The organism is Natronococcus occultus SP4 (assembly GCF_000328685.1).
GTDB classification, from domain to species: domain Archaea; phylum Halobacteriota; class Halobacteria; order Halobacteriales; family Natrialbaceae; genus Natronococcus; species Natronococcus occultus.
On the sequence record NC_019974.1, the window covers coordinates 1,284,398 to 1,296,557 of the forward strand.

The window sequence follows — 12,160 nt, forward strand, 5'->3', positions numbered from 1 at the left end:
CCGACGTCCTCGGAATCTCTTCTCACGGGTTTGTGAGACACTCCCGGTGAGGGACGCGTTCGACGTGCTTATGTATTCGCCGGGCACTCGTCACTAATGCGAACGACGCGGCGCATCCGCGTCCCCTTCGACCGTTTCCCGGTACGGAGGTAGACACGACATCCCGTCCTCGATTCGGTGCCGACCGGCACCGATCGATGACCCCTTTACATATCGAGGGGTCGTTCAGTCTAGGAGCTGATCGGTCCGCCGGATACGATTTTCCGGCCTAGGTCGATCCGACGGCCTTAAGTGTATACGGGGATTCGGATGTGATGTGATCGACGAGGCGTCTCGCGCCTCGTTGACTTGGACGATTCGGCTTCGAAGGGGTTAAGTACCCCTCGACGCTTATGAATACGTCCGAAGGAAATGAGGATCCTACCCCTGCGGTCCGCCGTACAGATGGGATCTGATGTGAGCCTTGGTAGTTCGGTGACGCCCGATCGGTCTGCGATCGCGGCCGATCCGAACGTGGACCCATTCAAGTGAGTGTGATTCGATTCATACTCCGCCAACCTCCCCCACTTTGGGGGAAAGAGCACTCCGGTTGATCCTGCCGGAGGCCATTGCTATTGGAGTCCGATTTAGCCATGCTAGTTGCACGAGTTCAGACTCGTAGCAGATAGCTCAGTAACACGTGGCCAAACTACCCTCTGGAGGGGACCAACCTCGGGAAACTGAGGCTAATTCCCCATACCGCTCGACGCCTGGAACTGGCGCGAGCCCGAAACGCTCCGGCGCCAGAGGATGTGGCTGCGGCCGATTAGGTAGACGGTGGGGTAACGGCCCACCGTGCCAGTAATCGGTACGGGTTGTGAGAGCAAGAGCCCGGAGACGGTATCTGAGACAAGATACCGGGCCCTACGGGGCGCAGCAGGCGCGAAACCTTTACACTGCACGCCAGTGCGATAAGGGGACTCCAAGTGCGAGGGCATAGAGCCCTCGCTTTTCTGCACCGTAAGGTGGTGCAGGAACAAGTGCTGGGCAAGACCGGTGCCAGCCGCCGCGGTAATACCGGCAGCACGAGTGATGGCCGCTCTTATTGGGCCTAAAGCGTCCGTAGCTGGCCAGGCAAGTCCATCGGGAAATCTCCCCGCCTAACGGGGAGGCGTCCGGTGGAAACTGCCTGGCTTGGGACCGGAAGATCCAGAGGGTACGTCCGGGGTAGGAGTGAAATCCCGTAATCCTGGACGGACCGCCGGTGGCGAAAGCGCTCTGGAAAGACGGATCCGACGGTGAGGGACGAAAGCTCGGGTCACGAACCGGATTAGATACCCGGGTAGTCCGAGCTGTAAACGATGTCTGCTAGGTGTGCCACAGGCTACGAGCCTGTGGTGTGCCGCAGGGAAGCCGTGAAGCAGACCGCCTGGGAAGTACGTCCGCAAGGATGAAACTTAAAGGAATTGGCGGGGGAGCACTACAACCGGAGGAGCCTGCGGTTTAATTGGACTCAACGCCGGACATCTCACCAGCATCGACAGTAGGAGTGACGGTCAGTGTGATGAGCTTACCAGACCTACTGAGAGGAGGTGCATGGCCGCCGTCAGCTCGTACCGTGAGGCGTCCTGTTAAGTCAGGCAACGAGCGAGACCCGCACTCCTAATTGCCAGCAACACCCTTGTGGTGGTTGGGTACATTAGGAGGACTGCCAGTGCCAAACTGGAGGAAGGAACGGGCAACGGTAGGTCAGTATGCCCCGAATGTGCTGGGCAACACGCGGGCTACAATGGTCGAGACAGTGGGATGCAACCCCGAAAGGGGGCGCTAATCTCCGAAACTCGATCGTAGTTCGGATTGCGGACTGAAACTCGTCCGCATGAAGCTGGATTCGGTAGTAATCGCCGTTCAGAAGACGGCGGTGAATACGTCCCTGCTCCTTGCACACACCGCCCGTCAAAGCACCCGAGTGAGGTCCGGATGAGGCCCCTTCTGGGGGTCGAATCTGGGCTTCGCAAGGGGGCTTAAGTCGTAACAAGGTAGCCGTAGGGGAATCTGCGGCTGGATCACCTCCACAGACCGGGACCACCCCGACGGGGTGGCCCACCAAACTCGTGGCGCGTTGCGCCACGCAGTCCACGTTCGGTCCGCGCCCATCACGGGCCGACCGGGCACCCTTGAACTACCGAGGCTCACACCATCTACGCTCTCTACGGGCCACATCCGGCCTGTAGAGAGTGGGCCCATAGCTCAGTGGGAGAGTGCCTCCTTTGCAAGGAGGATGCCCAGGGTTCGAATCCCTGTGGGTCCATGATTGCGGAAGCGATCGAAGATCGTGTCCCTTAAGTGGGACAGGCACTTTCGATTCAATCCGAACGCAAACCGATGCACCAGCCCGCGCAAGTGTGGCTGGGAAGGGTTAATGCAGGCCAGCCGTCTACTGGCGTGCAGATGAGACCGTGTGTACGTGTAGTCCAGGCGTCCACTGGACCCGTTCCCGGGTCACTACACGGTTGCTTTGCAACCCTGATCCGACGAACGTGGCTACTGTGCCAGCTGGTGGATCGCTCGGCTTGAGAGCTGAAGACGGACGTGCCAAGCTGCGATAAGCCCAAGGGACTCGCACGGAGGGGAAGAACTTGGGATCTCCGAATGGGAATCCCCTCGCAATTGCTTCGCGCAATGGGGAACGCCGGGAATTGAAACATCTTAGTACCGGCAGGAAAAGAAAACGCAACGTGATATCGTTAGTACTGGCGAAGGAACGCGACATCAGTCCAAACCGAAGCCCCTACGGGCAATGTGGTGTTCGGACTGACGATCACTTCCCGACACTCGACACGAAGTCTCCTGGAACGGAGCACGAAACAGGGTGACAGTCCCGTACTGTCGAGCAGTAAGGAACGAGTCAGCTCCAGAGTATCGGGGGTTGGATATCCCTCGAGAATCTCGCAGGCATCGACTGCGAAGACTAAACACTCCTCAAGACCGATAGCGAACAAGTAGCGTGAGCGAACGCTGAAAAGCACCCCGAGAAGGGAGGTGCAATAGGGCGTGAAATCAGTTGGCGATCGAGCGACGGGGCTTAGAAGGTCCTCTGCAAAACGAACGTAGCGCGAGCTACAAGTAGGACGCAGCGGAAGCCGAAGTTCCGTCGTACGTTTTGAAAAACGAACCAGGGAGTGTGCCTGTTTGACGAGTCTAACCTGATCATCAGGGAAGGCGTAGGGAAACCGACAGGGACCGCAGCGCTTTGCGTGAGGGCCGCCGTGTTCAAGCGCGGGGAGTCAAACGGGCACGACCCGAAACCGGATGATCTAGACGTGGGCAAGATGAAGCGTGCCGAAAGGCACGTGGAAGTCTGTTAGAGTTGGTGTCCTACAATACCCTCTCGTGACCTACGTCTAGGGGTGAAAGGCCCATCGAATCCGGACACAGCTGGTTCCGACCGAAAGATGTCGAAGCATCACCTCCGCCGAGGTAGTTCGTGAGGTAGAGCGACGGATTGGGGGACCGCACTCCGAGAGGAGTGCGCCCCCCTGTCCAACTCCAAACTTACGAACGCCGTCGACGCGGGGAGATCGGTGCGCGGGGTAAGCCTGTGTACCGTAAGGGAGACAACCCAGCGCCGGGTTAAGGTCCCCAAGTGTGGATTAAGTGCGATCGAAGGTGGTCTCAAGCCCTAGACAGCCGGGAGGTGAGCTTAGAAGCAGCTACCCTCTAAGAAAAGCGTAACAGCTTACCGGCCGAGGTTTGAGGCGCCCAAAATGATCGGGGCTCAAATCCACCACCGAGACCTGGCCGCGCCCCCCATAGGGGCGATCGCGTAGGTCGGCGTTCTGTTCGGGTGGAAGCACGGTCGAGAGATCGTGTGGACCGTTCAGTAACGATAATCCTGGTCATAGTAGCAGCGTTAGTCGGGTTGAACCCCCGACGGCCGAACGAGTAAGGGTTCCTCAGCAATGCTGATCAGCTGAGGGTTAGTCGGTCCTAAGTCTCACCGTAACTCGAATGAGACAACAGGGAAACAGGTTAATATTCCTGTACCAGTGTGAACTCAAAGCTGACGCTTTGGGGCCGCCGCTGCCGGGCCTTCGCCCGGTCGAACAGTCGAAATTCGTGGAAGCCGTAATGGCACGAAGCGAACGAATGACTGGATAGCGCAAGAGCGGTCAACCCAGAGCCCGTGAAAAGGCGATCACACTGTCCGTACCGAGATCCGACACAGGTACTCATGGCGGCGAAAGCCAAGGTCTGTCGGGAGTAACCGACGTTAGGGAATTCGGCAAGTTAGTCCCGTACCTTCGGAAGAAGGGATGCCTGCCCCGCAATGGGGCAGGTCGCAGTGACTCGGGCGCTCCGACTGTCTAGTAACAACATAGGTGACCGCAAATCCGCAAGGACTCGTACGGTCACTGAATCCTGCCCAGTGCGGGTATCTGAACACCCCTTACAAGGGGACGAAGGACCCGTTAACGGCGGGGGTAACTATGACCCTCTTAAGGTAGCGTAGTACCTTGCCGCTTCAGTAGCGGCTTGCATGAATGGATCAACGAGAGCGCCACTGTCCCAACGTTGGGCCCGGTGAACTGTACGTTCCAGTGCGGAGTCTGGAGACCCCCAAGGGGAAGCGAAGACCCTATAGAGCTTTACTGCAGGCTGTCACTGAGACGTGGTCGCCATTGTGCAGCATAGGTAGGAGGCGTTACACAGGTAGCCGCGCTAGCGGCTCACCGAGCCAGCATTGAAATACTACCCGATGGTGACTGCGACTCTCACTCCTGGCGGAGGACACTGGTAGCCGGGCAGTTTGACTGGGGCGGTACGCGCTTGAAAAGATATCGAGCGCGCCCCAAGGTTTCCTCACCCGCGTCGGAGACGCGGGAAAGAGCGCAAGAGCAAACGGAAGCCTGACAGTGTCCGGCACAACGACGGACGCTGACGCGAAAGCGTGGTCTAGCGAACCAATCATCCTGCTTGATGCGGGAGATTGCTGACAAAAAAGCTACCTTAGGGATAACAGAGTCGTCACTCGCAAGAGCACATATCGACCGAGTGGCTTGCTACCTCGATGTCGGTTCCCTCCATCCTGCCCGTGCAGAAGCGGGCAAGGGTGAGGTTGTTCGCCTATTAAAGGAGGTCGTGAGCTGGGTTTAGACCGTCGTGAGACAGGTCGGCTGCTATCTATTGGGGGTGTAATGGTTCCTGACGGGAACGTTCGTATAGTACGAGAGGAACTACGAATGGGTGCCACTGGTGTACCGGCTGTTCGAAAGAGCACGTGCCGGGCAGCCACGCACCACGGGGTAAGAGCTGAACGCATCTAAGCTCGAAACCCACCTGGAAAAGAGGAACCGTCGAGATCGCTCGTAGAAGACGAGTTCGATAGACTCGGGGTGTACGCGCCAAGGCAACGAGGCGTTGAGCCCGCGAGCACTAACTGATCGAGCCACACATTCATATTCGCATTCGGATCACAGTGCCCGGAAACGGGTCCGGACGCAAACTGGACTACACGTACATTACGGTCGTTGACCGATTAGGGTTTGACGACGGTTCGACTCCGTCGATCGGCATTACGGCGGCCACAGCGGCGAGGTGCCTCCCGTACCCATCCCGAACACGGAAGATAAGCTCGCCTGCGTTTCGGTCAGTACTGGAGTGGGAGACCCTCTGGGAAATCCGATTCGCCGCCACCACTCATACTGATTCACGCCCGCACAGCGCCCGCTGTGTGGGCGTTCCGTATTTATAATACACAGCTGCCAGCTTTGGCGGTAGTCTGCTTCGGTTGATCCGAACCGGAACGCGCTGGGCTGTTCTATTTCCTTCCGGACGGGCTACGGCTGGGCATGACTAACATCGCAATCACTGGCGCGTCCGGTAGCGTCGGGAGGGAAGCGATTGAGGCGCTTTCAGACGCCGAACTGACGCTGTTCTCTCACAGCGAATCCGAGGACCTCGAGACGACGCCGATCGAAATCAGCGATCGCGACGCGGTGTTCGACGCTCTCGAGGGACAGGACGTCGTGATCCACCTTGCAGCGAACCCGGATCCGCGCGCGGAGTGGGATGCGGTTTCCGAACCGAACATCGAGGGAGTCTATAACGTATATGCGGCCGCAGTCGAGCACGACCTCGAGCGGGTCGTATTCGCGAGCTCGAATCACGCCGTCAACATGGAGAATACCGTCTCGCCGACGCGTCCGGAATCGACGAGCGGTCAGCCGAAGGTCGTCAGGCCGGACGAACAGTCTGATCCCGACACCTACTACGGCGTAACGAAGGTTTTCGGCGAGGCGATGGGACAGTACTACGCGAACCGACACGGACTCGACGTAATCAACCTGCGGATCGGATGGCTGCTCACCCGCGACGGGCTCAGGGACGTAGTCGCTAACCGGGACGGTGCGGGTGAGCGGTACGCTCGCGCGATGTGGCTCAGTCCGGATGACTGTCAGCGCGTCATCCGTGCGGCAGTGACGCGGTCGCTTCCGGAAACACCGCTGACCGCCCACGCTATTTCCGACAACAGTGATCGGTTCCTCTCACTGTCGGAGACAATGCTCGAGCTCGAGTATCGGCCACAGGACGACGCTGCGGCGGTTCTGGACGAGGACGAAGCTGCGAGAGACGGGCTCGAAACCGCCTGATCGATCGGTTACGAGACCGAAAGATGGAATACTAGACCGGTTCTATAACGACGTATGAAGGTATCCGAGTCGACGGGCTACGGACCGAACAGCCAGATGTCGCTGTTTGGGTATGTCGTCGCGTTGCTCATCGTGTTGGTTCTCCTCCCGCTGTTGCCGGTGTTCGTCGTTGGGTGGCTCATCTGGCGGGCGTTTTTCGCCGAGGACGAACAGGGAAACTTCGAGCAGTGGCGCAGCAGCCGCGAGCCACGACAGCCCCCGAGCGGCTCCTGAATCCCGTAGCGGTCGTCTCGCAACGACCACGGGTCGGGTGACCGCTGGCACTCGTGTTAAATGTTAGCTGTAGTCGCGGGTGGGAAGCCCCGCCCTTAGCGAGTGAAGCGAGCAGGGAGTGGGTACGTCGACCGCGCGAATTTATTGTTCGACAGTTCTACAGGTAGCACAGGGCGAGTGCATCGGAGCTTGACCCCAAGGCGATTCACAGTAGCGCCATCGCAACTCGTCTCAGTCGTTCGTGCTTACCGCCTCGAGGGCGGTCGGCGGTGTGCCGGGAAGCTCGTCCCGGTCGTGGGGAGCGTCGAACGAGAGATCCGGTCCGCGGGCGACGATTCGGTGGGGGTTCACGTCGGGATGGGTCGTGTAGTAGTGGTCCTTGATATGGTCCATTCGGACGGTGTCGGAGACGCCCGGCGTCTGGTAGAGATCGCGGAGGTACGGCCACAGGTTCTCGTAGTCGCGGATCTGCCTGACGTTACACATGAAATGTGTGTGGTAGACGTTATCGAACCGAACCAGCGTCGTGAACATCGCGATATCGGCCTCGGTCAGTCGGTCGCCCGCGAGGTAGCGTTGGTCCTCGAGGACGTCGTCCCAGTGATCGAGTGCCGCGAAGAGGTCGTCGATCGCCTCGTCGTAGGGATCCTGTTTGGTGGCGAAGCCGGCCCGGTAGACGCCGTTGTTGATGGGTTCGTAGATCGCGTCGATGATGCGGTCGACTGTTTCCCGGTAGCCGTCGGGGTAGAGATCGACGTCCCGCGAGGTGACCGCGTCGAACTCGGTGTCGAGCATCCGCATGATTTCCTTGGACTCGTTGTTGACGATGGTATCGGTCCGTTTGTCCCATAGCACCGGAACTGTCACGCGGGCAGTGACGTCGGAATCCGCGCGGACGTACAGTTCGCGGAGGTAGTCGGCGCCGTGGACGTCGTCGGGCGTACAGCCGTCCTTCTCGGGAGTGAACTGCCAGCCGTCCTCGCCGCGGTACGGGTCGACGACCGAGACCGAGATCGCGTCCTCGAGACCCTTGAGCGCACGGGTCACGAGCGTCCGGTGGGCCCACGGGCACGCGTAGGAGACGTAGAGGTGGTAGCGTCCGGCCTCCGGCTGGAATGTGGCGTCGGGATCGTCACGGATTCGGTTCCGAAACGTCGTCTCCTGACGATCGAACGCGCCGTCGTCGTTCGTCGTTTCGTAGGCGTCGGTCCGCCACTCGCCGTCGACGAGCATGTTCATACCGTTCCTAACGGCCGAGCGGTACAAAGACTCTCGCTAACATCGATGTTACCGGTCGCAGCAGCCCGTGACGGTCGCGAGGCGGCGTCGACACGTTACTGCTATCGAGAAAGAACGCCAAAAGCGTACAGCAAGCGGTATCGTTCGGTACCCATTCGGTAACATTTACTTCCCGCCGTTTGGATAGTACTGTCGTGTGTTACGATGAGCACTGATAACGGTGGACCGGACGAGTCGGGTCCGACTGAGTCGTTCACCCAGGCTGACGACGACGAGCCGCGTATCACGTTCTACGGCGGTCGCGGGATGAGCGCGATTCCGATCGCGTTTTTTATCCTCTGGGCGATCGCACAGACCGCACTCTGGCGGATCTCCGATACGAGTGGACTGGTCGTCGGGATCCTGATCGGGCTGATCCTGGGAATGTTCTTCGTCCGTGGCGACTGGAAGACCTACGCGAACACGATCTTCGAGGGGATGACACAGCCGGTCGCGGTGACGGCGATCGTCGCCTGGATCTGGGCGGGGATGTTCGCAGAGATCCTGCAGGACGGCGGGTTCGTCGACGGACTGGTCTGGCTGGCCGACGTCGGCGGAATCGGCGCGACGCTGTTCCCGGCGATTACCTTCGTTCTGGCAGGGCTTTTCACGACCGGGATCGGAACGGGATACGGCGCGGCGATCGCGTTCGTCACGCTGTTTTTCCCGGCAGGAATTCTGCTCGGGGCGAATCCGGTGTTGATGTTCGCCGCGATCCTCTCGGGGGCGATCTTCGGCGACAATCTCGCTCCCGTCAGTGACACGACGATCGTCAGCGCGGTGACACAGGACTCGGACATCGGGGGCGTCGTCGCCTCCCGGTTCAAGTACGTAATCATCGCCGCGGTGCTTGCGTTCGTGGGCTACATTATCGCCGGCCAGTTCATGGGCGGCCTCGAGATCGGCGGCGACGCCCGGGAGATCCTCGTCGCCCAGAGCGAACCCATCGGGCTGATCCATCTCGTCTCGATGGGGATCGTGATCGGTGCGGCGGTCGCCGGCCGTCACATCGTCGAAGCGATCTCGTGGGGAATCGTCGTCGCGGCCGCCTTCAGCCTCGCGCTGGGGCTGATGTCGGTCGGCGATATCGTGATGTTCAACGCTCCCGAGGACGCGCCGGTCGCCGAACCGCTCGAGTTTCTGCCGGTGTTGACGATCGTCGAAGACGCCGACGCGGTCGGCGTCGGGGGCAGTCTCATCGACGGCGCGGCCGGCTTCTTCGAGCTGGCAATTCTTGTGTTGTTGATCATCGCAGCCGCACAGATCATGATCCGCGGGGGTGCCTTCCAGTTGATCCTGGATTGGTCGATCGAGAACCTCGCGACGAACGTTCGCAACGCCGAGCTGACGATGGTCGGTTCCTCGGCGCTGATCAACGCCGTCATCACGATCAACACGGCGGCGGAGGTTGCGATCGGGCCGTACATCTCGAAGATCGGCGAACGGTTCAACCTGAACGGCTACCGGCGGGCGAACATCCTCGACGCCCAGACCGCGGCGCTCGGGTACATCTTCCCGTGGTCCGGCGGCGTCCTCGCCGGATTCACGGCGATGCAGGATCTCCCCGGTGAGTACGACTGGTTCACGACGGAGATGCTCGTGACGCCGATCGACGTCGTTCCGTTCGTCTTCCAGGGGTGGCTGCTGGTCGCGGTGTTCGTCGTCGCAGCGATCACCGGGTTCGGACGTGAGTACATTATCGATCGCGAGAGCGAGGAGGTGGCACGACTATGAGTCTGTTCGAGAAGTACCTCAAGGGATGGCGCTTCCGCGAGACGAATCCGTCGCTCGATGAGGGTGACGTGATCGACGTCTTCATCGCGGAGTCGAACAGTTCGACCGACGGACACGTCTACATCGGTGACACGCACCTGATCGTCGAAGGTGCGGGCCCCGAGACGGTCGAGAAACGCGTTCGAGTTCGGGTGACCGAGTTCGACGACTCGACGACGACCGGTCGCGGGGAGTTCCTCGAGATCGTCGGCGAGAGCTCCTACACCAGCTAACGACCCACGAACGCGCTTTTAAGTACTCCGAGCGACCACTCGGGGACGTGTTATGGCCGACGGGGACCGCCATCGACAGAGCCGACTGGTTACGGACGACGACGGCGCGTTCGACGCCGAGCGGGCCCAGGAGGAGTCGCTACCGATCGAGGACGGCGAGGTGATCGACACCGACGAGCTCGCCGACCACCAGCGCTACGTCGAGGGACGTGGCGTCTACGACGAGCGCAACCGCGTCAACGACCTCACCGGCAGGGAGTGGAAGTACGCCACGAAGTCGGTCATCGACGAGCGGTATCCGCCGGACGTCCAACACGAACTGCGAAGCGAACACGGCGGCCAGAAACCACCGCGGCTCTGTGCCGAGCTGATCGGACGGTTCAGCAAGGCCGGAGAGACGGTGCTTGACCCGTTCGCCGGCGTCGGCGGCACCTTGCTCGGAGCAAGCTTCTGCGAACACGAGGGGACCGGGCTCCGGGAGGCGATCGGCTTCGAGCGAAACGAGCAGTGGGTCGAACTCTACGCGGACGTCCTCGAGCGCGAGAACGAGCAGCGGCGGGCCCGCGGCGAGGCGCCTCTGGCCGAACAGGAGCTCCGGTGTGGAGACTGTGCCGACCTGATCGAGGACGTCCCTGACGACAGTGTCGACCTGCTGTTGACTGACGTTCCCTACTGGAACATGGACGAGCTCGAACAGACCCGAAACGAGGCCGCGACCCGCGAGAGCAAGCTCGGTGCGTTCGACGCGGCCGAAACCGACGGTGCCGACGGTGACGCCCCCGGCAGGGGAGAGACGACGACCAAGGCGGCATGGCTCGAGGACATGGCCGCGAAGTTTGATCGGTTCGCCGACGCCGTTACTCCGGAGGGACACGTCGTCGTCTTTATCGGCGACATGTACCGCGACCAGTCCTACGAGTTCCTCTCCGCGGAGCTGGCGCGGGCGATCGAGTCGACCGCGCCGCTCGTCCTCGCAGCGAATCTGGTCTGGTACGATCCGACGAAAGACCTCCACGTCTACGGCTACCCGTTCTCCTTTGTCCCCTCGATGGTCCACCAGAACGTTCTGGTGTTTCGACTCGAGAAGCAGTAGTGTGGCTGTGTCAGCCGCCCGTCTGACGTGGTTTTATTGGTGAACCCGTTGTCGGACTCGACGGGCGCGTCGATACGATACCCCATCCCATCTCGAGCGCGTCCACGGCTCTCTGCGCCGCCCCGTTTTTTCGCTCAGGCCGACGCTGGAAGCAGCATCGCCCGGAGTTCGTCGACGCGATCGGTCTCGGCGACGACAGCGACCTCGTCGCCGACGTCGAGTTCGGTCCCGGGAAGCGGAATCGTCAGGGATTCGCGAGCGCGACCGTGAGCGTAGATCCGCGCCGACTCCGGCAGATCGAGCTCGCTCATCCGCTTGCCGACCGCGGGAGAGCCCTCCCGGATCTCGAGGACGGTCAGCTGGAGGTTCGCGGCGAGGTCGGCGACGACGTTGAAATCCCCTCCAAGCATGGCGGTCTTTGCGCCCGCGGCGCCGAGCCGTTCGGGGTAGATGATGTCGTCGACGTCCTCGGCGTACTTCTCGTAGATATCCTCCCGGTAGTCCTCGTCGATCCGCAGGACGGTCCGGCAGTCGTGGTGGTTGCCCACCATACAGGCTGCGAAGTTGACGTTGAGATCCGGGGTAAAGGCCCCGATTGCGTCGGCCTCGTCGATTCCCGCCTCGAGTAACACCGCCTCGTCGGCACCGTCGCCCTCCACGGTGTCGAACCCGTCGTTCGTGGCCCGTTCGATCCGGTCGGAGTCGTCGTCGACGACGACGAGCTCGTGGCCCTCCTCCGTGAGGATGCGTGCCGTGTGCGAGCCGACTCGGCCGTATCCCACGATGACAAATCGCATGGTAGTCGGATACGTGCTCGGGGGACAAATACGTTCGTTCGGAGCGGCCGCGACGGTTCGTCGGTCGAGGCGACGTCCTAT

Annotated in this window: 7 protein-coding genes, 1 tRNA gene and 3 rRNA genes; 9 read left to right on the forward strand and 2 right to left on the reverse strand. The window is 60.9% G+C overall.

What is annotated here, in order from left to right; genetic code table 11:
* Nucleotides 1-582 precede the first annotated feature (582 nt).
* From NATOC_RS06285 to NATOC_RS06310, 6 genes are all read left to right on the forward strand, one after another.
* A 16S ribosomal RNA gene (locus NATOC_RS06285) occupies nucleotides 583-2,054 on the forward strand.
* 164 nt (nucleotides 2,055-2,218) lie between these two features.
* A tRNA-Ala gene (locus tag NATOC_RS06290) sits at nucleotides 2,219-2,290 on the forward strand.
* 224 nt (nucleotides 2,291-2,514) lie between these two features.
* Nucleotides 2,515-5,437: ribosomal RNA gene (locus NATOC_RS06295) — 23S ribosomal RNA — on the forward strand.
* Between the two features lie 119 nt (nucleotides 5,438-5,556).
* Nucleotides 5,557-5,678: ribosomal RNA gene (rrf, locus tag NATOC_RS06300) — 5S ribosomal RNA — on the forward strand.
* Together the 16S, 23S and 5S rRNA genes with 1 tRNA gene alongside form the textbook arrangement of a ribosomal RNA operon.
* Before the next feature lie 153 nt (nucleotides 5,679-5,831).
* Entirely contained in the window at nucleotides 5,832-6,632 is an 801-nt protein-coding gene (locus tag NATOC_RS06305) for an NAD-dependent epimerase/dehydratase family protein (RefSeq protein WP_015320587.1), read from the forward strand.
* A 54-nt stretch (nucleotides 6,633-6,686) separates the two neighbouring features.
* Entirely contained in the window at nucleotides 6,687-6,905 is a 219-nt protein-coding gene (locus NATOC_RS06310) for a DUF7535 family protein (protein ID WP_015320588.1), read from the forward strand.
* Nucleotides 6,906-7,136: 231 nt separating this feature from the next.
* Here NATOC_RS06310 and NATOC_RS06315 read toward each other — a convergent pair whose 3' ends face one another.
* A complete protein-coding gene (locus NATOC_RS06315) occupies nucleotides 7,137-8,144 on the reverse strand; it encodes a glutathione S-transferase family protein (protein ID WP_015320589.1) in 1,008 nt (335 codons plus the stop codon).
* 204 nt (nucleotides 8,145-8,348) lie between these two features.
* Here NATOC_RS06315 and NATOC_RS06320 point away from each other — a divergent pair, with 204 nt between their 5' ends.
* Genes NATOC_RS06320 through NATOC_RS06330 form a run of 3 tightly spaced genes read left to right on the forward strand, consistent with a single transcriptional unit; the run spans nucleotide 8,349 to nucleotide 11,282 of the window.
* Nucleotides 8,349-9,917: a Na+/H+ antiporter NhaC family protein gene (locus tag NATOC_RS06320; RefSeq protein ID WP_015320590.1), complete on the forward strand. Its 1,569-nt coding sequence runs from the start codon at nucleotides 8,349-8,351 to the stop codon at nucleotides 9,915-9,917.
* On the forward strand, nucleotides 9,914-10,189 hold the full coding sequence (locus tag NATOC_RS06325) for a DUF7513 family protein (RefSeq protein WP_015320591.1): 276 nt from the start codon (nucleotides 9,914-9,916) through the stop codon (nucleotides 10,187-10,189). Before NATOC_RS06320 ends, NATOC_RS06325 begins: the two co-directional genes overlap by 4 nt.
* Nucleotides 10,190-10,241: 52 nt before the next feature.
* Nucleotides 10,242-11,282 (forward strand): DNA methyltransferase, encoded by a 1,041-nt coding sequence (locus tag NATOC_RS06330; RefSeq protein WP_015320592.1) that lies wholly within the window; start codon nucleotides 10,242-10,244, stop codon nucleotides 11,280-11,282.
* 134 nt (nucleotides 11,283-11,416) lie between these two features.
* Here NATOC_RS06330 and NATOC_RS06335 read toward each other — a convergent pair whose 3' ends face one another.
* Nucleotides 11,417-12,079 carry a potassium channel family protein gene (locus NATOC_RS06335; protein ID WP_015320593.1) on the reverse strand — a complete coding sequence of 221 codons (663 nt, stop codon included), beginning with the start codon at nucleotides 12,077-12,079 and terminating at the stop codon, nucleotides 11,417-11,419.
* Nucleotides 12,080-12,160: the final 81 nt, after the last annotated feature.